This is a genomic window from Mangrovactinospora gilvigrisea, from assembly GCF_001879105.1.
GTDB lineage: Bacteria > Actinomycetota > Actinomycetes > Streptomycetales > Streptomycetaceae > Mangrovactinospora > Mangrovactinospora gilvigrisea.
Window position 1 is genome coordinate 92265 of sequence record NZ_MLCF01000011.1, and the last position, 26131, is coordinate 118395.

At 72.3% G+C, this 26131-nt stretch carries 23 protein-coding genes and 1 tRNA gene; 16 read left to right on the forward strand and 8 right to left on the reverse strand.

Going from position 1 to position 26131, the window contains the following annotated elements:
- Positions 1 to 26: 26 nt before the first annotated feature.
- Positions 27 to 1211 carry a sensor histidine kinase gene (locus BIV57_RS03875; protein ID WP_071655230.1) on the reverse strand — a complete coding sequence of 395 codons (1185 nt, stop codon included), beginning with the start codon at positions 1209 to 1211 and terminating at the stop codon, positions 27 to 29.
- Positions 1212 to 1362: 151 nt separating this feature from the next.
- Between BIV57_RS03875 and ppc the strand changes: the two genes are divergently transcribed.
- Positions 1363 to 4146: a phosphoenolpyruvate carboxylase gene (gene ppc / locus BIV57_RS03880; RefSeq protein WP_071655196.1), complete on the forward strand. Its 2784-nt coding sequence runs from the start codon at positions 1363 to 1365 to the stop codon at positions 4144 to 4146.
- Positions 4147 to 4336: 190 nt separating this feature from the next.
- Here the strand turns inward: ppc and BIV57_RS03885 are convergent, their stop codons facing one another.
- The gene (locus tag BIV57_RS03885) at positions 4337 to 4825 is read right to left on the reverse strand and encodes a MarR family winged helix-turn-helix transcriptional regulator (RefSeq protein WP_071655197.1); all 489 of its coding nucleotides are present in this window, start codon (positions 4823 to 4825) and stop codon (positions 4337 to 4339) included.
- A 100-nt stretch (positions 4826 to 4925) separates the two neighbouring features.
- On the opposite strand from BIV57_RS03885, the gene BIV57_RS03890 reads away from it, so the two are divergent.
- Entirely contained in the window at positions 4926 to 5804 is an 879-nt protein-coding gene (locus tag BIV57_RS03890) for a methyltransferase domain-containing protein (RefSeq protein ID WP_071655198.1), read from the forward strand.
- A gap of 3 nt (positions 5805 to 5807) precedes the next feature.
- A complete protein-coding gene (locus BIV57_RS03895) occupies positions 5808 to 6173 on the forward strand; it encodes a VOC family protein (protein WP_071655199.1) in 366 nt (121 codons plus the stop codon).
- On the opposite strand, the gene BIV57_RS03900 is transcribed toward BIV57_RS03895, so the two are convergent.
- A complete protein-coding gene (locus tag BIV57_RS03900) occupies positions 6170 to 7153 on the reverse strand; it encodes an acyl-CoA desaturase (protein WP_079169983.1) in 984 nt (327 codons plus the stop codon). The genes BIV57_RS03895 and BIV57_RS03900 overlap by 4 nt on opposite strands.
- Positions 7154 to 7365: 212 nt before the next feature.
- Between BIV57_RS03900 and BIV57_RS03905 the strand changes: the two genes are divergently transcribed.
- The 8 genes from BIV57_RS03905 (at position 7366) to BIV57_RS03940 (ending at position 13964) form a co-directional block, all read left to right on the forward strand.
- Positions 7366 to 8217: a helix-turn-helix domain-containing protein gene (locus BIV57_RS03905; RefSeq protein ID WP_071655201.1), complete on the forward strand. Its 852-nt coding sequence runs from the start codon at positions 7366 to 7368 to the stop codon at positions 8215 to 8217.
- 21 nt (positions 8218 to 8238) lie between these two features.
- Positions 8239 to 8310: transfer RNA gene (locus tag BIV57_RS03910), tRNA-Gln, on the forward strand.
- A gap of 92 nt (positions 8311 to 8402) precedes the next feature.
- On the forward strand, positions 8403 to 9875 hold the full coding sequence (gene glmU, locus BIV57_RS03915; RefSeq protein WP_071655202.1) for a bifunctional UDP-N-acetylglucosamine diphosphorylase/glucosamine-1-phosphate N-acetyltransferase GlmU: 1473 nt from the start codon (positions 8403 to 8405) through the stop codon (positions 9873 to 9875).
- 79 nt (positions 9876 to 9954) lie between these two features.
- Positions 9955 to 10929, forward strand: a complete 975-nt coding sequence (locus BIV57_RS03920) for a ribose-phosphate diphosphokinase (RefSeq protein ID WP_071655203.1) — start codon at positions 9955 to 9957, stop codon at positions 10927 to 10929.
- Between the two features lie 247 nt (positions 10930 to 11176).
- Complete coding sequence (locus BIV57_RS03925) at positions 11177 to 11785, forward strand: 50S ribosomal protein L25/general stress protein Ctc (RefSeq protein WP_071655204.1); 609 nt, start codon at positions 11177 to 11179, stop codon at positions 11783 to 11785.
- Positions 11786 to 11849: 64 nt separating this feature from the next.
- Positions 11850 to 12473: an aminoacyl-tRNA hydrolase gene (gene pth, locus BIV57_RS03930; RefSeq protein ID WP_071655205.1), complete on the forward strand. Its 624-nt coding sequence runs from the start codon at positions 11850 to 11852 to the stop codon at positions 12471 to 12473.
- Between the two features lie 72 nt (positions 12474 to 12545).
- Positions 12546 to 13010 (forward strand): hypothetical protein, encoded by a 465-nt coding sequence (locus BIV57_RS03935; protein WP_071655206.1) that lies wholly within the window; start codon positions 12546 to 12548, stop codon positions 13008 to 13010.
- 183 nt (positions 13011 to 13193) lie between these two features.
- Entirely contained in the window at positions 13194 to 13964 is a 771-nt protein-coding gene (locus BIV57_RS03940) for an LPXTG cell wall anchor domain-containing protein (RefSeq protein WP_107409430.1), read from the forward strand.
- A 99-nt stretch (positions 13965 to 14063) separates the two neighbouring features.
- On the opposite strand, the gene galK is transcribed toward BIV57_RS03940, so the two are convergent.
- The 3 genes from galK to galT are packed head-to-tail and all read right to left on the reverse strand — an operon-like array spanning position 14064 to position 17328.
- Complete coding sequence (gene galK, locus BIV57_RS03945; RefSeq protein WP_071655207.1) at positions 14064 to 15248, reverse strand: galactokinase; 1185 nt, start codon at positions 15246 to 15248, stop codon at positions 14064 to 14066.
- Entirely contained in the window at positions 15245 to 16255 is a 1011-nt protein-coding gene (gene galE / locus BIV57_RS03950; RefSeq protein ID WP_071655208.1) for a UDP-glucose 4-epimerase GalE, read from the reverse strand. Before galE ends, galK begins: the two co-directional genes overlap by 4 nt.
- Entirely contained in the window at positions 16252 to 17328 is a 1077-nt protein-coding gene (gene galT / locus BIV57_RS03955; RefSeq protein WP_071655209.1) for a galactose-1-phosphate uridylyltransferase, read from the reverse strand. Before galT ends, galE begins: the two co-directional genes overlap by 4 nt.
- A 229-nt stretch (positions 17329 to 17557) precedes the next feature.
- Here galT and BIV57_RS03960 point away from each other — a divergent pair, with 229 nt between their 5' ends.
- Entirely contained in the window at positions 17558 to 19231 is a 1674-nt protein-coding gene (locus BIV57_RS03960; RefSeq protein ID WP_071655210.1) for a sodium:solute symporter family protein, read from the forward strand.
- 29 nt (positions 19232 to 19260) lie between these two features.
- Positions 19261 to 19557, forward strand: coding sequence for a hypothetical protein (locus tag BIV57_RS03965; RefSeq protein ID WP_071655211.1), 297 nt, complete (start codon positions 19261 to 19263; stop codon positions 19555 to 19557).
- Between the two features lie 99 nt (positions 19558 to 19656).
- Here the strand turns inward: BIV57_RS03965 and hpnH are convergent, their stop codons facing one another.
- A complete protein-coding gene (hpnH, locus tag BIV57_RS03970) occupies positions 19657 to 20664 on the reverse strand; it encodes an adenosyl-hopene transferase HpnH (protein WP_071655212.1) in 1008 nt (335 codons plus the stop codon).
- 145 nt (positions 20665 to 20809) lie between these two features.
- Between hpnH and BIV57_RS03975 the strand changes: the two genes are divergently transcribed.
- Positions 20810 to 21376, forward strand: coding sequence for a TetR/AcrR family transcriptional regulator (locus tag BIV57_RS03975; protein WP_245797412.1), 567 nt, complete (start codon positions 20810 to 20812; stop codon positions 21374 to 21376).
- 52 nt (positions 21377 to 21428) lie between these two features.
- On the opposite strand, the gene BIV57_RS03980 is transcribed toward BIV57_RS03975, so the two are convergent.
- Positions 21429 to 22115: a helix-turn-helix transcriptional regulator gene (locus tag BIV57_RS03980; RefSeq protein WP_071655214.1), complete on the reverse strand. Its 687-nt coding sequence runs from the start codon at positions 22113 to 22115 to the stop codon at positions 21429 to 21431.
- Positions 22116 to 22399: 284 nt separating this feature from the next.
- On the opposite strand from BIV57_RS03980, the gene BIV57_RS03985 reads away from it, so the two are divergent.
- Together BIV57_RS03985 and BIV57_RS03990 are read left to right on the forward strand one after the other, a co-directional pair.
- Positions 22400 to 23236 (forward strand): hypothetical protein, encoded by an 837-nt coding sequence (locus BIV57_RS03985; RefSeq protein WP_071655215.1) that lies wholly within the window; start codon positions 22400 to 22402, stop codon positions 23234 to 23236.
- A complete protein-coding gene (locus BIV57_RS03990; protein WP_071655216.1) occupies positions 23233 to 26034 on the forward strand; it encodes a serine-rich family protein in 2802 nt (933 codons plus the stop codon). Before BIV57_RS03985 ends, BIV57_RS03990 begins: the two co-directional genes overlap by 4 nt.
- Positions 26035 to 26131: the final 97 nt, after the last annotated feature.

Below are 26131 nucleotides of genomic sequence, written 5' to 3' on the forward strand. Positions count from 1 at the left end.
CCGACCGCGACCCGCGGCCGGGGCCGTCACAGCGCCGCGTGCACCCGGAAGCCGCTCTCCTCGGTCGCCCCGGCCGCGAAGCGCCCGCCGAGCGCCTCCACGCGCTCCCGCATCCCCCGCAGCCCGTTCCCCCCGCTCGGCAGCAGCGCGCCCCCCGCCCCCGGCGGGCAGGCGTTCACCACCGTCACCGCGACCCCGTCCCCGTACGCGACGGCGACGTGCACCGCCGCCCCCACCGCATGCTTGTGCACATTGGTCAGCGCCTCCTGCACCACCCGGTACGCCGCCCCCTCGACGTCACCCGGCATCCGCCGCGGCTCCCCGCGCACCTCCAGCACCACGTCCATCCCCGCCGCCCGCGACTCCGCGACCAGCGCCTCCACGTCCGCCAGCACCGGCGCCGCCGCGGCCCCGTCCGACCGCAGCACCCCCAGGATCTGCCGCAGCTCGTCCAGCGCCTGCCGCCCGATCTCGCCCATCAGGTTGGCGCTCTCCACGGCCCGTCCGGCGTCCCGCGGCGCCACCGCCTCGATCGCCCGCGCATGCACCACCATCAGCGACACCCGGTGCGCCACCACGTCATGCATCTCCCGGGCGATGCGCGCCCGCTCCTCCGTCCGGGCCCGCTCGGCCAGCAGCCGCTGCTGCGCCTCCAGCGCCCGCGCCCGCTCCTGGAGACCGGCCACCAGCCGGCGCCGGGCACCCGAGTAGAGGCCCAGCAGCACCGGGGTGACGATCCCGCCGACCGTCATCAGGAGGCCGATCACGGTCCACTGCCAGAGCGGCAGATGCGCCGCCGCCCCGCCGCGCTGCCTAAGGTCGACGGTGAAGACCACCACCAGCGCCGCCGCCAGCGCGATCCCGCCCACGCCCAGCACCATCCGCCGGTCGCGGCAGTACACGCCCAGCGAGTACAGCGCCACGATCCCCAGCAGATAGCCGGACGACGTCGGCGAGGTCGCCGCCGAGAGCAGCACCAGCTGCACCGGCCAGCGCCGCCGCACCAGCAGCGAGGCGCCCAGGAGGAACCCCAGCACGGTCGACACCCACACGGGCACGCCGAACCGCTGCGCGAACATCGGCAGCTCGGCCGCGAACTCCACCCCGGACAGCAGCGCCAGCACCGCGTCCAGCACCAGGCTGCGCCGGTGCTCCCACCCCATGGCTCTGCGGAGTTCCGCCCCGCGAGCCGCCACGCCTGCCGCCTCCATGCCGGTCACCCTACGTGATCACTTTCCGCGCCTGCGGTCCGCACGGTGAACGCTCCATCGACACAATGGGTAAACCTAATAAGGTATGCATGCGTGGACAGCGCGGTCCGCACACCCTGAGAGAGCCGCACTCTAAGGAACCAGGAATTCGATGACCGCTCCGGACGCTCCGTCCCCTGCCCCGTCCCCCGCTTCCGCCACGCCGGACGAGGCCACCCTGCGCGCCAATGCCGCACTCCGCGCCGACATCCGCCGGCTCGGCGATCTCCTGGGCGAGACCCTCGTCCGCCAGGAGGGCGCCGAGCTGCTGGATCTGGTGGAGCGCGTGCGCGCCCTCACCCGATCGGACGGCGAGGCCGCAGCCCGTCACCTGGCCACCGTCGAACCCGCCACCGCCGCCAAGCTGGTCCGGGCCTTCTCGACGTACTTCCACCTCGCGAACGTCACCGAGCAGGTGCACCGCGGCCGCGAGCTGCGCGCCCGCAGCGCCGCGGAGGGCAGCATCCTCTCCCGCACCGCCGAGCGGCTGAAGGACGCCGATCCGGAGCGGCTGCGCCTGGTCGCCGCCAACCTCGAGGTGCGCCCGGTCTTCACCGCGCACCCCACCGAGGCCGCCCGCCGCAGCGTGCTGACCAAGCAGCGCAAGCTCGCCGAGCTGCTCGACGCCGACCCGGCGGGCATCGACCGCCACCATGTGGGCCGCCGCCTCGCCGAGATCATCGACCTGCTCTGGCAGACCGACGAGCTGCGCGGCAACCGCCCCGAGCCCGCCGACGAGGCCCGCAACGCCGTCTACTACCTGGACGAGCTGCACGCCGAGGCCGCCGGCGACGTCCTGGAGGAGCTGGCCGCCCAGCTCGCCAAGATCGGCATCGAGATGCCGGCCACCGCCCGCCCGCTGACCTTCGGCACCTGGATCGGCGGCGACCGCGACGGCAACCCGAACGTCACCCCCGAGGTGACCCGGCAGGTGCTCAACCTCCAGCACGAGCACGGCATCAACGACGCGCTCGCCATGGTGGACGAGCTGCGCTCCTCGCTGTCGTCCTCGCTGCGCAACGCCGAGGCCAACCAGGAGCTGCTGGACTCGCTCCGCGCCGACCTGGAGGCGCTGCCGGAGATCCCGGCCCGCTACCGCCGGATCAACGCGGAGGAGCCCTACCGGCTCAAGGCCACCGCGATCCGCCACAAGCTGCTCAACACCCGCAAGCGCCTCATCTCCGGCACGCCCCACCAGGCCGGCCGCGACTACCTGGGATCCGCCGATCTGATCAAGGATCTGACGGTGATGCAGGACTCGCTGCGCGCCCACCGCGGCGAGCTGATCGCCGACGGCCGGCTCGGCCGGGTGGTGCGCACGCTGGCCGCCTTCGGCATCCAGCTGGCCACCATGGACGTCCGCGAGCACGCCGACGCCCACCACCACGCCCTCGGCCAGCTCTTCGACCGGCTCGGCGAGGAGTCCTGGCGCTACACCGACATGCCCCGCGAGGAGCGGCAGGCGCTGCTGGCCAAGGAGATGCGCTCCCGCCGCCCGCTGTCGCCGACCCCGGCCCCGCTGGACCCGGCCGGCGCCAAGACCCTGGGCGTCTTCCACACCATGCGCGAGGCGCTGGAGACCTTCGGCGACGAGATCATCGAGTCGTACATCATCTCGATGTGCCGGGCCGCGGACGACGTCTTCGCCGCCGTGGTGCTGGCCCGCGAGGCCGGCCTGATCGACCTGCACTCCGGCACCGCCCGGATCGGCATCGTGCCGCTGCTGGAGACGACGGACGAGCTGCGCTCCGCCGACGCGATCCTCGACGACATGCTCTCCGACCCGTCCTACCGTCGGCTGGTGGCGCTGCGCGGCGACCTCCAGGAGGTCATGCTCGCCTACTCGGACTCCTCCAAGGACGGCGGCATCACCACCTCCCAGTGGGAGCTGCACCGCGCCCAGCGGCGGCTGCGCGACGTGGCGCACCGGCACGGCGTCAAGCTGCGCCTCTTCCACGGCCGCGGCGGCACGGTCGCCCGCGGCGGCGGCCCGACCTACGACGCGATCCTGGCGCAGCCGTACGGCACGCTGGAGGGCTCGATCAAGGTCACCGAGCAGGGCGAGGTCATCTCCGACAAGTACCTGGTGCCGTCGCTGGCCCGGGAGAACCTGGAGCTGACGGTCTCCGCCACGCTGGAGGCGTCGCTGCTGACCAAGCCGCGGCAGTCCGAGGAGGCACTGGCGCGCTGGGACGCGTGCATGGACCTGGTCTCGGACGCGTCCTTCACGGCGTACAAGAAGCTGGTGGACGACCCCGACCTGCCGCCGTACTTCTTCGCCTCCACGCCGGTCGACCAGCTCTCCAACCTGCACCTGGGCTCGCGCCCGTCGCGCCGGCCCGACTCCGGCGCGGGCCTGTCGGGGCTGCGGGCCATCCCGTGGGTCTTCGGCTGGACGCAGTCCCGCCAGATCGTCCCCGGCTGGTTCGGCGTCGGCGCGGGCCTGGCGGCGGCGCGCGAGGCCGGGCTGAGCGACGTGCTGGAGGAGATGTACGGGCACTGGCACTTCTTCCGCAACTTCCTCTCCAACGTCGCGATGACGATGGCCAAGACGGACCTGCGGATCGCCGGGCAGTACGTGGAGACGCTCGTGCCGGAGGAGCTGCGGCACGTCTTCGCGGACATCGAGGCGGAGCACGCGCGCACCATGAAGGAGCTGCTGGCGCTGACGGGCGAGCAGGAGCTGCTCGACAACGACCCGGTGCTGCAGCAGACCCTGCGGGTGCGGGACGCCTACCTCGACCCGATCTCCTATGCGCAGGTCGCGCTGCTGAGGCGGCAGCGGGACGCGGCGGAGGCGGGCGAAGACATGGAGAGCCCGGAGAACGAGCAGATCGCGCGGGCGCTGCTGCTCACCGTCAACGGCATCGCCGCTGGCCTCCGCAACACCGGCTGACGCCGGCGGGAACGCGCCGCGGGGTGCGGGGTTTGCTGCCGGGTGAACGGTCCGCTGTTCTCACTCGCGCAGTTCCCCGCGCCCCCAACCGCGGCTCCGCCGCGGCGGGACGCGGCCGGGCGGTTCGCGCGGGCCCGGCCCCGCGGGGCGGGTGGGGTGCCGGGGCGGAGGGGCGGCGGACGGTGAGCGGCTAGTTGTCGAAGGGCGCCACGAGCGTCCGGAGCAAGCCGGCGAGCGCCTTCCGCTGAGTGGACGTCAACTCACCGAGGATCTCGCGTTCGTGGTCGAGCAGCTCCGACAGCGCCTCGTCCGCCCGGTCCCGCCCCACCGTCGTCAGACGGACCAGCACGCCGCGGCGATCCGCGGGATCCGGCTGGCGCTCCACGAAGCCCTTCGCCGCCAGCCGGTCGATGCGATTGGTCATCGTCCCGGACGTCACCAGAGTCTGCGTCAGCAACTGCCCCGGCGAGAGCTGGTACGGCTCCCCCGCGCGCCGCAGCGCGGTCAGCACGTCGAACTCCCAGGACTCCAGCCCCTGCTCCGCGAACGCGGCCCGGCGGGCGCGGTCGAGGTGGCGTGCCAGCCGGCTGACCCGGCTCAGCACCTCCAGCGGGGCGACGTCCAGGTCCGGCCGCTCCCGCCGCCACGCTGCGACCAGTCGATCGACCTCATCCTCCATGCGATCAGTGTAGACGTTCTGTCGACATAAAGTCTCTTGACATCAAGAGAGTTTCGCGGGAAGGTCGTCACGTCGTCAGCACACGGCGTGAGGAGCCACCATGCGCGCTCAATGGGACCCCCAGCAATACCTTCGTCACGCGGACCACCGCGCCCGGCCCTTCCACGACCTGCTCGCCCGCGTCCCCGAGCCCCCGGACCTCGCTCCGCCGTCGTCGGGTCTCCGCCACCGCATCACCGACCTCGGCTGCGGCACCGCCGACACCACCACCGTCCACCTGCTGGAGCGCTGGCCCGACGCGCTCGTCACCGGCGTCGACTCCTCGGACGAGATGCTCCGCCGCGCCGCCGGCGTCGCCGGGCCCGTCCACGGGCGCGGCAAGGGCCGGCGCGGCCGGCTCGACCTGGAGCTGGCGGACATCGTCGAGTGGCAGCCCGCCCACCACCAGCAGCTGATCATCTCCAACGCCGCGCTGCACTGGCTCCCCGACCACGCCGAGCACTTCCCCCGGTGGGTCGACCGGCTCACCCCCGGCGGCACGCTCGCCTTCCAGGTGCCGGCGAACTACGACAGCCCGCAGCGCCTGCTGCTCGCCGAGACCATCGACCAGCCGCGCTGGCGCGAGAAGCTCGCCGGGCTCGGGGAGTTCAACCGGGAGGTCCTCGCCCCCGCCGAGTACCTGCACCGGCTGATGGCGCTGGGCTGCGAGGTGGACGCCTGGGAGACCGTCTACCAGCACGTCCTCACCGGCGAGGACGCCGTCCTGGACTGGGTGCGCGGCACCGCGCTGCGGCCCGTGCTGAGCGCCCTGCACGACGACGCGGACCGCACCGCCTTCCTCGCGGAGTACGGCGCCCGGCTGCGCCCGGCCTTCCCGTCCGTCGACGGCCGGACGGTGCTGCCGTTCCGCCGCGTCTTCGTCGTCGCCACCAAGAGCGCCACCGCGAACACCACAGCGAGCTCCGCCAAGGAGGGCTGACGCATGATCAGCGCGCTCGACCACACCCAGCTCGCCGCCCCGCCCGGCAGCGAGGACGCGCTGCGCGGCTACTACCGCGACGCTCTGGGCATGACCGAACTGGTCAAGCCGCCGGTGCTGGCCGCCCGCGGCGGCTGCTGGTTCGGCGCCGGCAGCTGCGTGCTCCACCTCGGCATCGAGCAGGACTTCCGGGCCGCCCGCAAGGCGCACCCGGGCATCCGAGTCACCGGCATCGAAGCCTTCGCGGCGCGGCTGGCCGAGCACGGCGCCGACGTCGAGTGGGACGACAACCTCCCGGGCCACCGCCGCTTCTACAGCTACGACCCGGTCGGCAACCGCCTGGAGTTCCTGGAGCCGACCGGCGGCTAGGAGGACGCGACCGCCCGCTTGGCGTCGATGCGCTCGGCGCTCGGCCAGCGGACGTCGTGCACCCAGCCCCAGCGCTCGAACCAGCTGATCACCCGCGCCGAGGAGTCGATCTGCCCCTTCAGCACGCCGTGCCGGGCGCAGGTCGGGTCCGCGTGGTGCAGGTTGTGCCAGGACTCGCCGCAGGAGAGCACCGCCAGCCACCAGACGTTCCCCGACCTGTCGCGCGACTTGAACGGCCGGCGGCCCACCGCGTGGCAGATGGAGTTGATCGCCCAGGTGGTGTGGTGCAGCAGCGAGACGCGCACCAGCGAGGCCCAGAAGAACGCCGAGAGCGCGCCCCACCAGGACCACGTCACCAGGCCGGCGATCAGCGGCGGCAGCAGCAGGGAGACGCCGACCCAGAGCAGGAACTGACGGGACACCAGGCGCAGCGCCTTGTCCTTGATCAGGTCGGGGGCGTACTTGCGCTGGTCGGTGCGCTCCTTGTCGAGCATCCAGCCCATGTGCGCCCACCACAGGCCCTTGATCAGGGCCGGCAGCGTCTCGCCGTAGCGCCACGGGGAGTGCGGGTCTCCGTCGCGGTCGGAGAACTTGTGGTGCTTGCGGTGGTCGGCGACCCAGCGGATCACCGGCCCCTCCAGGGCCAGCGAGCCGGCGATCGCCATCGCCACCCGCAGCGCCCGCTTCGCCTTGAACGCCCCGTGGGTGAAGTGGCGGTGGAACCCGATGGTGATGCCGTGGCAGCCGATGAAGTAGAAGGCGATGCCGAGGACCAGATCCAGCCAGCTCAGCCCCCACCCCCAGGCGATCGGGATCGCCGCCAGCAGGGCGACGAAGGGGGTGAAGATGAACGCGCCGAGCGTGACCCGCTGCAGGACCGATCGGGTGTCGGACGCAAGCGTGCCGAGCTTGGTGTCGTCGGCGCCGCCCTCACCGTCGCCGGGCGTCATGCTGGGGAGCACGTCGGTCGGAGCAGACATGGGCGTCCTTCGCGGTAGAGGAACCGAGGCTACGAATCCATAACGCTCGGCGCGGCCAGTATGGCAGCCGCCCCCGGTGATCTGGGAAGAGGCCGGGCCGTCCTGTGACGTCAGTAGCCGCAGGTGACACCTGTGGCGTCCCGGATCCACTCGAACGAGGGAGAACCGCACAATTCCCGCCGACCGCCCTTGACTTGCCCGAGGCTCACCCCATGCCACACACAGACGAAATCCGCGAGGAGGTTCGCCGCCTCCGGCGCGCGGGCCTCAGCGGCCAGGGCATCGCGGCCGCGACGGGGGTGCCGCTGTCGACGGTCCGCGACTGGTGCAGGGGCATCCCCGCGCCGGGGTGGACACGGCGGCCCAACGCCAAGGACGAGGTGCGGGAGCGGGCGAGGGAGCTGCGCCTCGCGGGGAGGACGTATCCGCAGATCGCGGCGGAACTGGGAGTGTCGAAGAGCTCGGTCTCCCTGTGGGTCCGGGATCTGCCGCACCCGACGGTGACGCCGGAGGGCCTGGAGCAGCGGCGGCAGGCGATCCAGGCCAACTGGGACGAGGTCAACCGCATCCGCGACATCGAGCGGCAGCGGGTGAAGCGCGAGGCCGCGAGCGAGGTGGGCGCGCTGACAGATCGTGAGCTGATGCTGATCGGCGCGGCGCTCTACTGGGCGGAGGGCGCGAAGGACAAGCCGTACCGGCGGTTCGAGAGACTGGTGTTCATCAACAGCGACCCCGACGTCATCGATGTGCACCTGCGATGGCTGGAGCTGATGGGTGTCGCCAGGGAGGACCGCAGGTTCCGGGTCTCGATCCACGAGCGCGCCGACGTGGCGGGGGCCGAGCGGTTCTGGGCCGAGCGGGTCGGGGTTCGCGTCGAGGACCTCAACAAGACCAATCTCAAGAAGCACAACCCGACGACGGCCCGCAAGAACACCGGCGAGCACTACCGAGGCTGCCTGACGGTCTCGGTTGTCCAGAGCAGAGACCGGTACCGTCGCATGGAGGGGTGGTGGTACGGCATAGTAGAGGGCGCCGAGGCGAATCAGCGCGCGACAAGTGCATGATGTCCGTTTCGGGCGAAATGATCCGCCGTGGTGTAATTGGCAGCACTGCACCCTTTGAAGGTGTTTGTCCTGGTTCGAGTCCAGGCGGCGGAACCTCAGTCGGTTCGAGTCCCGGCGACTCGCCCCCGATACCCTCGGTCTGTCGTCCCATCAGCACAACCAACGACGCCGAGGAGACCTCCGCCGTGACCCACGTCCGACCGGCCGCCGTCATCGTCCTCGCCGCAGGCAACGGCACCCGCATGAAGTCCGCGCTCGTCAAGACGATGCACGCCGTCGCCGGGCGGCCGCTGGTGGGTCATGTGACCGCCGCCGGGCAGGGGCTGGGGCCGGAGCAGCTCGCCGTGGTCGTCGGCTGCCAGGCCGACACCGTCACCGCCTACCTCGCCGAGGCGTTCCCCGAGGTCAAAGCCGTCTACCAGGCCGAGCAGCTCGGCACCGGGCACGCCACCCGGATCGCGCTGGAGGCGCTGGAGAGCGTCGACGGCACGGTGATCGTCTCGACCGGCGACACCCCGCTGCTCACCACCGACTCGCTGCAGCGCCTCGCCGACGGGCACGCCGCGGACGGCAACGCCGTCACCGTGCTCACCGCGGACGTCGCCGACCCCACCGGCTACGGCCGCGTCGTCCGGGACGCCGACGGGTCCGTCACCGGCATCGTCGAGCACAAGGACGCCACCGCGGAGCAGCGCGCCGTCACCGAGATCAACTCCGGCATCTTCGCCTTCGACGGCAAGCTGCTCGCCGAGGCGCTCACCCAGGTCAGGGCGGACAACAGCCAGGGCGAGGAGTACCTCACCGACGTGCTGGGCATCCTGCGCGCCGCCGGCCACCGGGTGGGCGCCGCGCTCGGCGCCGACCACCGCGAGTTCCTCGGCGTCAACGACCGGGTGCAGCTCGCCGCCGCCCGCCGGCTGCTCAACGAGCGGCTGGTCGAGGCGGCGATGCGGGCCGGCGTCACCGTCGTCGACCCGGCCACCGCGCTGCTGGAGGTGGGCGTCACCTTCGAGCCGGACGCGGTGGTGCACCCCAACACCCAGCTGCACGGCTCCACCCACCTCGGCGCGGGCTGCGAGGTCGGCCCCAACTCCACGCTCACCGACACCCGGGTGGGCGCCGGCGCCACCGTGAGCAACACCACCTCGCTCGGCGCCCGGATCGGGGACGGCGCCACCGTCGGCCCCTACGCCTACCTGCGGCCGGGCACCGTGCTGGGCGCCAAGGGCAAGATCGGCACCTATGTCGAGACCAAGAACGCCGACATCGGCGCGGGCTCGAAGGTGCCGCACCTGTCCTACGTCGGCGACGCCACCATCGGCGAGGGCACCAACATCGGCGCGGCCTCGGTCTTCGTCAACTACGACGGCGTCAACAAGCACCACACCACCGTCGGTTCGCACTGCCGGATGGGCAGCGACAACATGTATGTGGCGCCCATCACCGTCGGGGACGGCGCCTACTCCGGCGCCGGCTCGGTGCTGACCAAGGACGTTCCGTCCGGTTCGCTCGCCGTCAACCGCGGCCAGCAGCGCAATGTCGAGGGCTGGGTGCTCCGCAAGCGGGCCGGCACGGCGGCCGCGGAGGCGGCGGAGCGGGCGGCGGCCGCGGGCCCGGTCGGGGATGCCGGGGACGAATCGCCCGAAGATCGCGGTTAGGGTTGTCTGGTACACCCCCCACCGGCGACCGGACACCCACCCGCGCGTGACGGGCGCTAGCGCAGCGAGGAGACGTGCAGTGACCGGCATTACCGCGTCCGGCGAGAAGAAACTCATGCTCTTCACCGGCCGCGCGCATCCCGCGCTGGCCAAGGAGGTGGCCTCGGAGCTGGGGGTGGACCTGGTTCCCACCAAGGCCATCGACTTCGCGAACGGCGAGACCTATGTGCGGTTCGACGAGTCGGTGCGCGGCAGCGACGCCTTCGTCATCCAGAGCCACACCTCGCCGATCAACAACTGGATCATGGAGCAGCTGCTCATGGTGGACGCGCTGAAGCGCGCCTCCGCCAAGCGGATCACCGTGATCATGCCGTTCTACGGCTACGCCCGGCAGGACAAGAAGCACCGCGGGCGGGAGCCGATCTCGGCCCGTCTGATCGCCGACATGTTCAAGACCGCGGGTGCCGACCGGCTGATGTCGGTCGATCTGCACACCGGTCAGATCCAGGGCTTCTTCGACGGCCCGGTCGACCATCTGTTCGCGCTGCCGATGCTCTCCGACTACGTCGGCGACCGCTACGAGCGGGAGTCGCTGACCGTGGTGTCGCCGGACGCCGGCCGGGTGCGCACCGCCGACCAGTGGTGCGACCGGCTGGGCGCGCCGCTGGCCATCGTCCACAAGCGGCGCGACCCGGACGTGGCCAACCAGGTCACCGTCCACGAGGTGGTCGGCAATGTGAAGGGCCGCACCTGCGTCCTGGTGGACGACATGATCGACACCGCGGGGACGATCTGCGCGGCGGCGGAGGCCCTGATGGCCAACGGCGCGGCGAAGGTGGTCGCGGCGGCGACGCACCCGGTGCTCTCCGGCCCGGCCGTCGACCGGCTGAAGAACTCGCACATCAGCGAGCTGGTGGTCACCAACACGCTGCCCATCCCGGACGAGCGGCACTTCGACACGCTCACCGTGCTCTCCATCGCGCCGCTGGTGGCGCGGGCGATCCGGGAGGTCTTCGAGGACGGCTCGGTGACCAGCCTCTTCGACCCGAAGTAGGGCACCCGCCGGGGATCCGCGGCCCGCACGGCCGCGGATTTCCGGCATCCCGCACCTTCCGGGTAGACTCCCCGGGATGCCCGGCGAGGGAGCGCGCCCGGTCGACCGCGAGGCCGTCCAGGACGCGTGTCCGTGATCGACGTGCTGTGCCGCTCGTGCCGCTGCTGTGCTGCTCGGACGCTCGCCTGGCGAAGCAGACCCTCCGTCCGGTTCGACGCAGTTCGACCCCGCAGCGCAAGGAGCCCCCGTGGCCGCGATCAACATTCCCGCGAAGTCCCGCACCGAGTTCGGCAAGGGCGCCTCGCGCCGCCTGCGCGCCGAGTCCCGCGTGCCGGCCGTTGTCTACGGCCACGGCTCCGAGCCGGTTCACCTGCACGTTCCCGGCCACGAGCTGATGATGGCCCTGAAGAACTCCAACGCGCTCATCGAGCTGCAGGTCGAGGGCGGCGACAACCAGCTGGTGCTGCCGAAGGCCGTGCAGCGCGATGTCCTCAAGGGCTTCCTGGAGCACGTGGACTTCCTCGTCGTCAAGCGCGGCGAGAAGGTCACCGTCGAGGCCCCGATCCACGTCGAGGGCGAGCTGGCCTCCGGCCCGAACCTGCTGGAGCACGTCCTCAACACCCTCCCCATCGAGGCCGAGGCGACCCACATTCCCGAGTCCGTGACGGTCTCCGTCGAGGGCCTGGCCGCCGGCGACGCCGTGCAGGCCAAGGACATCACCCTGCCCGAGGGCGTCTCGCTCGCCATCGAGGGCGACGACGTCGTGCTGCAGGTCGTGGCCGCGCAGGCCGAGGAGGCCCCGGCCGAGGAGGCCGAGGAGGCCGCGGCCGAGGGCGAGGAGGCCGCCGAGGCCTGAGCCCGGCGGACGGTTTCGTCTTCCTCTTCATCCGGCCCGATCCCGAACGGGAGTTCAAGAGATCGTGAGCGCGTCCACCTCGTCGCGCGCCGGTGACGCCCAGGGGCCCGCGGACACCGCGGGCCCCTGGCTCGTCGCCGGGCTCGGCAACCCCGGTCCCGAGTACGCGGGGAACCGGCACAACATCGGCTTCATGGTCGCGGACCTGCTGGCCGAGCGGCTCGGCGCGTCCTTCAAGGCGCACCGGGCGCGGGCCCGGGTGGCCGAGGGCCGGCTCGGCATCGGCGGGCCGCGGCTGGTGCTCGCCGAGCCGATGAGCTATATGAACACCTCCGGGGGGCCGGTCACCGCGCTCCTGGACTTCTACAAGATCCCGTCGTCCCGGCTGATCGCGATCCACGACGAGCTGGACATCGACTACGGGACGCTGCGGCTGAAGCGCGGCGGCGGCGACAACGGCCACAACGGGCTGAAGTCGCTCACCAAGGCGCTGGGCCCGGAGTACTTCCGGGTGCGCTGCGGCATCGGCCGCCCGCCGGGCCGGATGGAGGTCGCCTCGTTCGTGCTGCGGGACTTCTCCTCCACCGAGAAGAAGGACCTGGAGTGGTTCGTGGACCGGGCCGCGGACGCCACGGAGGCGCTGATCACCCAGGGGTTGGAGCGGGCGCAGTCCGCGTTCAACTCCTGAGCCTCCGCTCAGGAGTGATGGCCCGTCCCTCGCGTTGACATCCGTCCCCCGTTCCCGAAGGATCGGCGGACCATGGTCAAGAGCAATGCGGCGGGGCGTCGCCTGAAGGTGGTCTTCTTCGAGCTGGTGGTCCTGGTGCTGCTGGTGTCCGGTTTCTGGATGGGCGTCAAGGGCACCCAGGACGCCACCGGTTCGACGCGGGTGCGCGGCAGCATGGCGGTGGCCGCCTGCTCCACCACCAGCGGCTGCACGGGGACGTTCACGCCGGACAGGAGCGGCGACAGCGCGCCCCGGACGGTGCGGATCTCCACCATCGCGGCGCACAAGGGCGAGAAGGTCGCGGTGGCGCTGCGCCCCGGGACGAACGTGGCGGTGCGCACCGGAGTGGCCGGATTCCTGCTCGCCTGGGTGGTGTTCGGCGGGGCGCTGCTGCTGGGCGGGCTGCTGCTGCGGCTGGGTGCGGGCCTGCCGCGTCCTGCGGGGGCGCTGGCGCTGGCGGGTGCGGTGGTGCTGGGCGCGGCCTGGTTGGGGCGCTAGAGGCCCGCGGGGCGCTGGGGATTCTGTGATCCATCTGTGACCGTCGTTGCGCAACCTTGCGCGGACGGCGCGAATCCAGATAGGTGGGGGTGTGCCGCATCCACCCCTCCGTGCGTTTTTGTCCTGAACATCCCATGCACGGTCAACTCTTCCCTGCCACAAGAGAATCCCCGGGGTATCTCGATGACCATCCCCTTCATACGCCGCTCGGCCCGTGTCGCGGCGGTCCTGCCGCTCGCCGCCGGCCTGGTCTGGGCCGCGCCCTCCGCGTTCGCCGCGGCGCCGGGCGACAACGGCGACGTCAAGATCCACAAGGACAGCACGCCGCCGGACGACCAGCGCAACGAGCCGCATGTCTGCGCGTTCTACCTGGACGGCTTCAACTTCGACGGCAGCCAGAAGGTCGACTGGCGGATCGCCGCCTGGGCGCCCACCGGCCCCAAGGGCGAGGTGGTGAAGACCGGTTCGCTGACGCTGGACGCCGCCGGCCAGGGCCGCACCGACGTCATGACGCTGCCCGACGGGCACTACAAGCTGTACTGGAACTTCGACGGCGAGCACGGCCGGGCGAAGCAGAAGGTGTTCTGGGTGGAGTGCGGCACCTCCGGCGGCGGCACCACGACGCCCTCCCCGTCGGCGAGCGCCACCCCGCCGACCACCACCCCGAGCACGCCGGCCGCCACCCCGCCGGCCGGCGGCGGGACGTCCACGCCGACCGCGTCGCCGAGCACGCCCGCGGGCAGCACCGCGCCGTCCGCCTCGGCGTCCTCGCCCGGCTCTACGGCCCCGGCGGGGGACACCACGGCCACCCCGGCGCCGTCCCCGTCCACGGGCGGTGACTCGCTCGCCGAGACCGGCAGCAACGGCCCGCTCTACGCCGGGCTGGCCGGCGTCGCCGCGGTGCTGGTCGCCGCCGGCGCCTGGCTGATGCGCCGCCGCGCGACCCGCGGCTGACACACCGTCGCCCCGGCACCCCCTGCCCTGCGCGGCAGGGCGGGTGGGTGCCGGGGCGAAGGGGCGGCAGCAACAAGGCGCCGCGCCGCCCGCGGCGGCTCAGCCCAGGCGACGCGCCCCCGCCGACGGCACCGCCTCGAAGACCCGCGGCTCCCGGTAGCCCGCCGCGGCGAACGCCGCCTTCACGGACTCCGCGACCTTCTCCACCGCGTCCGCGTCCGCCAGGACGATCGCCGAGCCGCCGAAGCCGCCGCCCATCATCCGGGCGCCCAGCGCGCCGCCCGCGAGGGCGCCCTCCACGGCGGTGTCCAGCTCGGGCACCGAGACGCGGTAGTCGTCGCGGAGCGAGGCGTGCCCCTCGACCAGCAGCGGCCCGATCTCCCGGACGCGGCCCGCGTCCAGCAGCGCCACGACCTGCTCCACCCGGGCGTCCTCGGTGACCACATGGCGCGTCAGCCGGCGCAGCTCCGGGTCGTCCAGACGCGCCAGCGCCGCCTCCAGCCCGTCCAGCGGGACGTCCCGCAGCGCGGGGACGCCCAGCGCCGCCGCGGCGGCCTCGCAGCCGGCCCGGCGCTTGCCGTACTCGCCGTCCGCGTGCGAGTGCTTGACGAGGGTGTCGACGACCAGCAGCCGCAGCCCCTCGCCCACCAGGTCCAGCGGCACCTGACGCGACGACAGGTCGCGGGTGTCGAGGAACATGGCGTGGCCCTCGGTGCAGCACAGCGACGCCATCTGGTCGAGGATCCCGGTGGGGGCGCCGATGAAGTCGTTCTCCACGTGCTGGGCCACCCGGGCCAGCTCGGGCCGGTCCAGGCCCAGGTCGAACAGCTCGTCGTAGGCGAGCGCGACTGCGCACTCGATGGCGTGCGAGGAGGACATCCCGCCGCCCACCGGCACCGTCGAGTCCAGGTAGAGGTCCGCGCCGGGCACCTGGTGCCCCTCGCGGCGCAGCTGCCAGACGACGCCGGCCAGGTGGCCGGCCCAGCCGGCCGGGCTGCCGGGCTGGACGGCGTCCAGGTCCGCCTCGATGACGGCGGCTCCGGCGCCGTCCACGGCCATCTGGGCGCTGACGATCCGCAGCCGGCCGTCCTCCCTCGGCCGCACCGCGAGGTACGCGGCGTGCGGCAGGGCGACGGGCAGCACGAAGCCCTCGTTGTAGTCGGTGTGCTCGCCGATGACGTTGGCGCGCCCGGGGGCGGCCCAGACGCCGGCGGGCTCCCCGCCGAAGACCTCGCCGAAGGCGGCCGCGACCTCCGCCGCGGTGCGCTGCACGGGCTCGCTCAACTCTGCTCCTCCACTCCGTGGGCCTGGACGAAGAACCGCCAGGCGTCGGCGACGATGCCGTCGAGGTCGGTGCGGGTGGGCTGCCAGCCCAGCCGCTTGCGGGCGCGCTCGGAGGAGGCGACCAGCACGGCCGGGTCGCCGGCCCGGCGGTCGGCCTCGACGACCGGCACCTCGCGGCCGGTCACCCGGCGGACGGTGTCGATGACCTGGCGCACCGAGAAGCCCTCGCCGTTGCCGAGGTTGCAGATCAGGTGCTCGCCCGCGGTGGAGTGGCGGAGCGCCAGCAGATGCGCCTCGGCGAGGTCGGCGACGTGGATGTAGTCGCGGATGCAGGTGCCGTCCGGCGTCGGGTAGTCGGTGCCGAAGACGGCGACGTTCTCGCGCAGCCCGGCGGCGGCGCGCAGCACCAGCGGGATGAGGTGGCTCTCCGGGTCGTGGCGCTCGCCGAACTCCCCGAAGGCGCCGGCCACGTTGAAGTAGCGCAGGCTGGTGGCGGCGAGCCCGTAGGCGGCGCAGTACGACCCGATGGTGTGGTCGATGGCCAGCTTGGTGGCCCCGTACGGGTTGGTGGGCGCCTGCGGCAGGTCCTCGGTGATGGGGACGGTGGCGGGCTCGCCGTAGACGGCGGCGGTGGAGGAGAAGACCAGCCGCCCGACGCCGGCCGCGCGCATCGCCGTCAGCAGCGCCAGCGTCCCGGCGACGTTGTTGGTCCAGTACTTCTCGGGGTTCGCGACCGACTCGCCGACCTGCGAGGAGGCGGCGAAGTGCAGCACGGCGGTGAAGCCCGCGCCGTCCAGCACCTTCGCGGCGTCCTGGATGCGGCCCTCGACGAACTCGGCGCCGGCCGGGACGGCCCCGCGGTGCCCGGTGGACAGGTCGTCGAGGACGGTGACGGCGTAGCCGTCGCGCAGCAGATGCGCGGCGACGACGCTGCCGACGTACCCGGCCCCGCCGGTGACCAGGACCTTCTCGCCGCTGCCGGCGGTACTGCTGGTGCTGCTGCTCATGCTCCGAGCTCCCGAAGTCGTTCCGCCGCGGCCTCAGGCCGGACGTCGTTGATGAACACGTCCATTCCGGACTCCGAGCCCGCAAGATACTTCAGCTTGTTGGGTGCCCGCTTGATGGTGAACAGCTCCTGGTGGAGGGCGAACTCCTCCCCGCCGCGGAACGGGGCCTGGTGCCAGGCGGAGATGTAGGGGGTGCGCTCACCGTCGCTGAAGATCCCGTCAAAGCGCTGGAGCAGGTCGAGGTAGATCTCGGACCACTCCTCCTTCTCCGCCTCGTCGAGCGCGAGCAGGTCGCCGACCCGGCGGTTGGGGTAGAGGTGGACCTCGTAGGGCCAGTGGGCGGCGTGCGGGACGAACGCCGTCCAGTGCTCGCCCGCGACGACGATCCGGCTGCCGTCCGCCTTCTCGGCGGCCAGGACGTCCTCGAAGAGGTTGCGCCCGGTGCGGCGGCGGTGGGCGGCCGCGGAGGCCAGCATCCGCTCGGTGCGCGGGGTGGTGAAGGGGTAGGCGTAGATCTGGCCGTGCGGGTGGGCCAGGGTGACGCCGATCTCCTTGCCGCGGTTCTCGAAGCAGAAGACCTGCTCGACGCCGGGGTGGCTGGAGAGCTCCCCGGTGCGGTCCACCCAGGCCTCCATGACGAGGCGGGCCTGGGCCGGCGTCAGGTCCCCGAAGGACTTGGTGTGGTCGTCGGTGAAGCAGACCACCTCGCAGCGGCCGGCCCCGGGCCGGGAGGCGAACGGCTCACCGGTGACGGGCCCCTCGGGGCCGCCGGAGAGGGAGGGGAACCGGTTCTCGAAGACCGCGACGTTGTAGGAGGAGTCCGGGATCTCGGTGAGCCGGTCGCCCTGGGTGGGGCAGAGCGGGCACTGGTCCGCCGGCGGGTGGAAGGTGCGGCTCTGCCGGTGGGAGGCGAGGACGACCCACTCGTCGAGGAGCGGGTCGTGCCGCAGCTGCGACTCGGTGTGGGTGACGGGCAGCGGGCGCCGGTCGACGGCGTCGCGGACGGTGCCGTCGTCCGGGTCGTAGTAGATGAGCTCGCGACCGTCGGCCAACGAAGTGGCGGTCTTCTTCACTGAGTCTCCTCCTGCTCCGGGGCCACACCCTACGCCAGCAGGTTCGAACACAAGCCAACAATTGTCAACACTCTGGACCTACTTCCGCCCACGGATCGCACAGCGGGCAGATATGTACATCACAAAGCGGTTGCGTGTGTTCCTTTGTTCGATGATGTGCGCTTACGGTGTTTGGGCCCTCGAACGGCCCCTCAGTGCGGACGGGCCGGTTAGGAACGGAAAGACCCTCATGAACGAACTCGCCGCCTCCGGACTCAGGCTGTCCGTCAACGGCATCGACTACGCGATCCTGGCGATCTACTTCGTCGTGGTGCTGGGCATCGGCTTCGCCGCCCGGCGCAGCGTCAAGACCAGCCTCGACTTCTTCCTCTCCGGCCGGTCCATGGCCGCCTGGATCACCGGTCTCGCCTTCATCGCGGCGAACCTGGGAGCCACCGAGATCCTCGGCATGGCGGCCACCGGTGCGCAGTACGGCGTCTCCGTCGTGCACTGGTACTGGATCGGCGCGATCCCCGCCATGGTCTTCCTCGGCCTGGTGATGATGCCCTTCTACTACAAGTCGAAGGTGCGTTCCGTCCCGGAGTTCCTGCAGCAGCGGTTCGGGGCCTCGTCCCACCTGCTCAGCGCGATCCTCTTCGCCTTCGCGCAGCTGCTGGTCTCCGGCGTCAACCTCTACGCCCTGGCCCTCGTCGTCCAGGCCCTGCTGGGCTGGCCGCTGTGGGTGGCCATCGTCGTCGGCGGCGTCTTCGTGCTGCTGTACATCACCATCGGCGGCCTCTCCTCGGCGATCTACAACGAGGTGCTGCAGTTCTTCGTCATCCTCGCGGCGCTCATCCCGCTCTCCATCCTCGGCCTCAAGCGGGTCGGCGGCTGGAACGGGCTGTCGCACTCGCTGACGAAGAGCCACGGCTCGGCGTTCATGCACGCCTGGGAGGGCACCGGCATCGGGCACCCCAACGCGCTCGGCGCCAACTGGTTCACCATCGTCATGGGCCTCGGCTTCGTGCTGGCCTTCGGCTACTGGACGACCAACTTCGCCGAGGTGCAGCGGGCGCTCTCCGCCAAGAACCTCTCCGCCGCGCAGCGCACCCCGCTGATCGCCGCCTTCCCGAAGATGTTCATCGTCTTCCTGGTGATGATCCCGGGCCTGGTGGCCGCCGTCGTGATCCCGAAGATCGGCACCCCCGGCTCCTCGATCGGCTACAACGACGCGATCCCCGCACTGATGCAGCAGCTGCTGCCGAACGGCGTCCTCGGCGTCGCCGTCACCGGTCTGCTGGCCGCGTTCATGGCCGGCATGGCGGCCAACGTCTCGGGCTTCAACACCGTCTTCACCACCGACATCTGGGCGAAGTACGTCAAGAAGGACCGCCCCGACGAGTACTACCTGAAGTTCGGCCGCTGGATCACCGCGATCGGCGTGATCGTCTCCATCGCCACGGCGTTCATCGCCTCGCACGCGTCGAACATCATGTCGTACCTGCAGACGCTCTTCTCGTTCTTCAACGTGCCGATGTTCGTGGTCTTCATCGTCGGCCTGTTCTGGAAGCGCGCCTCGGCCGCGGCCGGGTTCTGGGGCCTCGTCGCCGGCACCACCGCGGCGATGGTCAACTACTTCGGGCTCTACAAGACCGGGGTCATCTCGATCCCGAGCGACCAGGGCGCCAACTTCGTCTCGGCCATCGCGGGCTTCGTCGCCGGCGCGGTCGTGATGGTCGTGGTCAGCCTGGTCACCAAGCCCCGGAAGGTCGAGGAGATCGCGGGCCTCGTCTACGGCACCAAGGCGCCCGGCGTCGAGGAGGTCGTCGACGCGGCGGACCGCAAGTGGTACCGCCGCCCGGCGCTGCTCGGCTGGAGCGCGATCGTGCTGGCGATCCTGCTCTACCTGCCCTTCTCCTTCTGACCCGCCGCTACCAAAGGAAGATCGTCATCATGAGCGAACTCCAGCGTGAGGTCGAGGAGCTCGAGCGCAAGTCCGCCAGTTCCCGCCTCTTCGACATCCGACTGCTGATCGGCGGCCTCTTCGCGCTCTACGGCGTGATCGTGGGCATCGTCGGCCTGACGGACGGCCAGGCGGAGATCGACAAGGCGCAGGGCATCAACATCAACCTGTGGACCGGCGTGGGGATGCTGGTGCTGGGCGTGGTGTTCCTGCTGTGGGCCAAGCTGAACCCGCAGAAGGTCCCGGCGGCCGAGGCGTCCGAGCAGGACGGCACGTCCACCGAGTGACCGAGTAGGCGCCCCGCAAGGGGCGCAAGGAACTGCGCGAGTGACCGGAGAACACCGGTGACTCGCGCAGTTCCTTGCGTTGAACGGCGGTTGTGCGGCTCAGGCGGTCGCGCGGAGGGCGCGCAGGCTCTCCTTGAGGGAACCCATGGTCGCCATCACCGCGCTGGGCTCGTAGCCGCAGTGCGCCATGCAGTTGTCGCAGCGAGGGTCCTTGCCGCGGCCGAAGTTCTCCCAGTCGGTGGTGTCCAGCAGCTCCTGGTAGGTCTCGGCGTAGCCGTCGTCCAGCAGGTAGCAGGGCTTCTGCCAGCCCTTGAGCGAGTAGGACGGAATGCCCCACGGGGTGCACTCGAAGTCCTTCTTGCCCTCCAGGAAGTCCAGGTAGAGCGAGGAGTGGTTGAGCCGCCACTTCTTCCGCCGGCCCTGCCCGAAGGCCTTCTTGAACAGCTCCCGGGTCTGCGTCACGCCGAGGAAGCGGTCCTGGTCGGGGGCCTTCTGGTAGGCGTACCCGGGCGAGATCTGCATCCGGTCGACGCCGACCTCGTCGTTGAGGTAGTCCAGGACGTCGATGACGTCCTGCGGGGAGTCCAGGTTGAAGAAGGTGCTGTTGGTGTAGACCTGGAACCCGGCCGCCTTGGCCTGCTTGATGGCCTCGATCGCCTGGTCGAAGACGCCCTCCTTGGAGACCGCCTCGTCGTGGACGTCCTTGAGGCCGTCGATGTGCACCATCCACGCGAAGTTCTTGTTCGGCGTGAACTTGTGCAGGTGCTTGGGCATCAGCACGGCGTTGGTGCAGAGCACCACGAACTTCTTGCGCCGGATCAGCTCATTGACGATCTCGTGCACCTGGGGGTGCATCAGGGGCTCGCCGCCCGCGATCGACACCATCGGCGCGCCGCACTCCTCCACCGCGGCGACCGCCTGCTCCACCGGCATCCGCTGCTTCAGCAGCGCGGCGGGGTGCTGGATCTTCCCGCAGCCTCCGCACTTGAGGTTGCACGCGAACAGCGGCTCGACCTCGACCAGCAGCGGGAACTTCTTGACTCCCTTGATCTTCTGCTTGACCAGGTACGCGCCCTGCTTGGCAACCAGATGCATCGGCAGACCCATCGGCCCTCACGACTCCCTTCGAGCTGATGTCGGCAGCCGCTGCGCTTTCCTGACTGCCGGCCTGCAACATACAGGCTGTATGTACGAGGATAGGGGCATGGCACGCACCCGTCGAGACGAACACGTTGCGGATACCCGTCAAGCTTTGATAACGGCTGCCCGCGAGCTGTTCGCCGGGCAGGGCTTCGCCGCGACGGGCACCGAGGAGATCGTCAGCCGCGCCCGGGTCACCCGCGGCGCGCTCTACCACCACTTCAAGGACAAGACGGACCTGTTCCGGGCGGTCATGGAGGAGGTCGCCACCGAGATGGCGGAATCCCTGATCGACCGTGAACTCCAGCGTGCCCGCGAGGACGTCGAGGTGGACGCGTGGGACCAGCTCTGCGACGGAATCCATGCATTTCTGGACGTCTGTCTGGAGAACGGCGACTTCCAGCGGGTGATGCTGGTCGACGGCCCGTCGGTCTTCGGGCACGAGGCGTGGGACGGCCTCGTCGAGAAGCACGGGTACAGCCTGCTGGCGCAGTGGCTGGAGAAGGCGATGGAGGAGGGGCGGATCGCGCGCCTGCCGGTGGCGCCGCTGACCCGGATGATGGCGGGGCTGATCTCCGAGGCGAGCCTCTACATGGCGCGCTGCGAGGATCCCGTGCAGGGGCGGGACGACGCCGGCGTGGTGGTGGACCGGCTGCTGAGCGGGCTTCAGGTGCCCTGAGCCGGGGTTTGCCGCCCCTGCGCCCCGGCACCCCGACCGCCCCGCGGGCGCGTCAGGCGGCAGCGGGCCGCATGCGTTCCAGCAGACCCGTCCGCGCCGCCGTCGCTGCCGCCTCCAGCCTCGAACGGGCCCCCAGCTTGGTGAGCACCCGCTGCACATGCGTCCGCGCCGTGGAGAGCGCGATGCCCATCCCCTCAGCGATCTGACGGGTCCCCTCGCCGTCCACCACCCGCGCCAGCACCTCCCGCTCACGGGGCGTCAGCACCCGCAGCAGGCGCGCCGCCTCGTCGTCGGGCGGCGCCGGCGCCGCGTCGGGGCGCACCATCCGGCCGAACGCCGCCCGCAGCAGCTCCGGGGCGACCGCCGCCTCCCCCGCCACCGCGAGCCGCACCGCGCGGTCCACGCCCTCGACGCGCTCGTCGTGGCGGACGTACCCGCCGGCGCCCGCCGCGAACGCCGCCGCCACGCCCGCCGGCTCCGCCACCGGGCCCATCACCACCACCGCTATCCCCGGCCGCTCGCGGGAGATCCGCCGCAGCGCGGCGAACGCGCCCGGCTCCAGGGGGTCGCCGACCCCCATCACGCACACCTCCGGACGGCGCCCGGAGACCAGCTCCGGCGCCGTGTCCACCGGCGCGCCCACGCCGAGCACCAGGTGCCCGCGCCGGCCCAGCGCCGTCGCCAGCGCCTCCGCCAGCAGCCGATGGTCGTCCACGACGACCAGCCGCACACCGCCCATCTCTCCACACCACCTCGCCCCGCTCCGGCAGTGGAGCCCAGTGTCCTGACGAAACCCGCACCGCACAACGGCGCACGCACGACCGAACGACCGGCTCCCGACGACGCGTCACCATCCCTGCCGCTTCCCCCACTTGGGTCCCTGCCGCCACAATGTGGTGGACACACCGGCGGTTGCGGTCATTCGGGGGGTGGGAGATGTCCGGCGAGTTCGGTCCCGCGGCAGGCGCCTGGGGGGCGGCGGGGCCAGGGGAGGCGCGATCGGCCTCCCTGCAGTACATCGACATGGAGATGAAGCTCGACGAGTCGGTGCGGCTGCGCACGCTGCTGCGGCTGTGGGCGGTCGCCGCGCTCACCGGGCTCGCCGTCACCCTGGTCGGCGCCCTCGTCACCCTGATCAACTACATCAGCGACGAGAGCGGCGGCGGCTCCTACGGCTACGACGGCTACTCCTCCGGCGACCCGGGCAGCGGCCTCGTCCAGGGGCTGCTCGTCTCCTACGGCATCGGCCTGATCGTCTTCCTCGCCGTGCTGCTGCTCTACCGGCTCGACGAGCCGATCTCGGAGTGGAAGACGCTGCTGGACGGCCGCTCCGCCGCCGCCGACTCCGCCTACGCCGCGATCTGGGGCACCCTGGCGCACCGCCGGGTGCCGGTCTCGGCGGTGCCCTCCCGCATCCGGTCCGACATCATCGGGCGGGAGATCGTCAACAACCGACTGGTCGTCAGCAGCGGCCGCTACTCCGCGTTCGTCTCGGTCTTCGCCTACGGCACCGGCCTCTACGTCGGCTGGACGATGTGGCGCAGCCGGCGCGGTGCCGTCCTCATCGGCGTCTTCCTCAAGGACCTCCTCGGGGCGCTGGTCGGCCGCTCCGACACCGTCCGGCAGATGCTCCGCACGGAGCGGGCGCGGGCCATGCGGGAGGCCGTCCACTCGGCCACCCGGGAGGGCGTGGAGACGGTCGTCAACGGGCTGGAGGTGAGCATCGCCTCCGCGTTCGGGCAGGAGCTGCCGGTGCAGGACCTCAGCGCGCCGACGCAGCCCGCGCAGCCCCTCCCGCCGATGCCGCTGCCCCCGCAGCCGCCCGCTCCCCCGGTGCCGCCCACCGGGTCGGGGTCGTGACCGCCCCGGGGGTGCTCACCGCCGAGTCCGGCGGCACCGCCTGGGCGTGGACGGCCGTCCGCATCGAGGCCGCCGCCGATCTCACCGAGCTCACCGAGTACGCCGAGCTCCCCGAGGACGGGCGGCGGTCCCGCGCCGCCGAGGCGGAGGCGGCCTGGCTCGCCGGGCTCTGGGACCAGCAGCACGCGCCCCGGATCGAGCTGCGGTTCCTCTCCGACCCGGCGGCCCGCCGGCTGACGGTCCATCTGCTGGGACGCACCACCGCCGCCGGCAGCGGCGAGGCGTCCGCCGCCGCGCTGGCGCTGCGCGACCGGCTCGCCGACGCGCCCGCCCATGTGCAGACCGCCCCCGTGGCGTCGGCGGCCGAGGTGGCGCTGGCCCTGCGCCCGTTCCCCGAGCCGGACGCCGGCGGGCTGCTGGAGGTGCGCAAGCGGTTCCGCACCGCGCTGCCCAGCCGCCCCGACGCGGGCGTCCGCTACTACCTCGCCCCGCAGCCGTTCGGCGGCGGCCCGGTCGCCTGGGACCCGCTGCTCGGCGCGCTGGCGGCGCATCCGCACCCCGTGCTGCTCAGCGTCGGCCTGGAGCCGTACCGGGTGCCGGACGACCTGGGGCCCGCGCTGCACCGCATCGCGAGCCAGTACGGGCGCCTCGCCGAGCAGGGGCGGCTGCCGGAGGGGCTGTGGTCGGCGGCCGTGGAGCTGACGCCGGACGCCTTCGCGGTGGACGCCGCCCGGGTCTTCGCCGACGCCGCCCGCCGCTACGTCCAGCGGGCCTTCCGGGTGCGGATCGCGCTGGCCTCGCCCGCGCCGCTGCCGGAGTCGCTGGGCGAGCTGGCCGGCTCGGTGATCGCCCCGCCGGAGCGGGACGGGCGCGAGTCGGGCGGCGTCCTCACCCGCACGTTCGGCGGGCCGGCGCATCTGACGGTGCGTCCCGTCCCCGGCATCGAGGCGCCGGCCGCCTGGCACAACCTGACGACGCTGGAGCACGCCCGCTGGGGCGGCGACGCGGCGTGGCGGCTGCCCGAGCCGCTCTCGCCGCAGCTGCGGCTGCTCGCCGAGCTGGTGGACGCGCGGGAGGCCGGCCAGGCGTTCCGGCTGCCGGCCGCGGCGGCCGGGCATCTGCCCGGCATCGCGGTGCGGCGGCCCGGGCTGCCCGGGGAGGCGGACTACCGCCCCGACGGGCCGTCCGTCGCGCTGGGCCGGCAGCTGGTGCACGACCGGGAGGCCGGCCCGCTGGGCATCGGGCTGGAGGCGCTCACCCGCCATGCGCTCTTCGCGGGCGCCACCGGCACCGGAAAGACCAACTCCACGCTGGCCTTCTGCGAGCAGCTGTGGCGCGACCACCGGGTGCCGTTCCTGGTGGTGGAGCCCGTCAACGCCGAGCTGGACGACTACCGGTGGCTGGCGACGCGCCCCGGCTTCGAGGACCTGCTGGTGCTGACGGTCGGCGACGAGGAGGTGGCGCCGCTGCGGCTCAACCCGTTCCAGCCGCCGGACGGGGTGCGGATCGGCGCATGGGCGGCGGGGCTGCTGGCCTGCTTCGACGCGGCGTTCGGGCTGTGGGACCCGCTGCCGGGGATCTACAACCGGGCGCTGCGTCAGATGTACGCGCGGGCCGGGCTGGTGGCCTCGGAGCCGGCCGGCCCGCAGCACCTGGGGAGGTGGCCGACCCTGCGGGCGTTCGTCACCGAGATGCGGAAGGTGACGGAGGCGCTGGACTACAGCGGGGAGGTCCGCGACAACATCGTGGCGGCGTCCCGGCTGCGGGCGGAGCAGCTGGCGGAGGGGGCGTGCGGGACGACGCTGGACGTGGCGCGGTCCTTCCCGGTGGACGAGCTGCTGCGGCGTCCGGTGGTGCTGGAGCTGGCGGCGGTCGGCGACAACGAGAAGGAGCAGTCGCTGGTGGCGGCGCTGCTGCTGCAGGCGCTGACCTCGCGGTACAAGGCGCTGGCGCGCGGCGGGGGCGGGTTGGCGCATGTGACGGTGCTGGAGGAGGCGCACCGGCTGCTGGGACGGGGGTCGGACGCCGGCTCCTCCGGGGAGGCCCGGGAGGGCAACGCCCGGGCCCGCGCGGCGGAGGCGTTCGCCAACTCCCTGGCGGAGAACCGCAAGTACGGGGAGGGGCTGGTGATCGTCGAGCAGGTGCCGGGGAAGCTGGTCGAGGACGCCTACAAGAACACCAACCTCAAGGTGATGCACCGGCTCCCGGCGGAGGAGGACCGGCTGCTGCTCGGCGGCACCATGCGGATGAACGCGGACCAGGAGCGGTACGCGGCGACGCTGGAGCGGTTCACGGCGTTCGCCCACCACGACGCGCTGGACCGCCCGGCGCTGGTGCGGGTGCCGGACGTGCGGGCCGCGTCCGCGGGGGGCGGGCACGCCCGGCTCGCGTCCGGCGCGGACCTGCGCGGGAGGTTCGCGGCGTGGACGTCGGCGACCCCCGAGGTGGACGCGGCGGTGGCGCCGTTCGAGGAGTGCGAGGGGTGCGCGCACCGCTGCGCTTTCCGCACGCGGGCGGCGACGGCGGTGTGGCCGGACGAGCACGGCCCCGAGCTGCGGCGCCGCGTCGCGGCGTACCCGCAGTCCGCGGCGGAGCGGGCGGCATGGTGGCGCGAGACGGCCGTGTGGACGGCCGAGGTGGGCGACGCGGTGGCCCCGCCGTCGCCGGACCCCGCGGCCCTCGCCGACTACCGCGCCTGCGTCTTCGTCCACGCGGCGCGGGCGGCGTGGCCGCGCAAGACGCTCCCCTGGGTGCGGCTGTACCGCAAGCACGCGGGCGCGGGTGACGCGCCGTCATGAGCGACCACATCAGCGACGCGCCCCCGCCTCCCCCGCCGGAATCGGCGGAGGCCCCCCCGGAGGACGCGCCCCCGCCCCCGGAGGACGACGCCGAGGA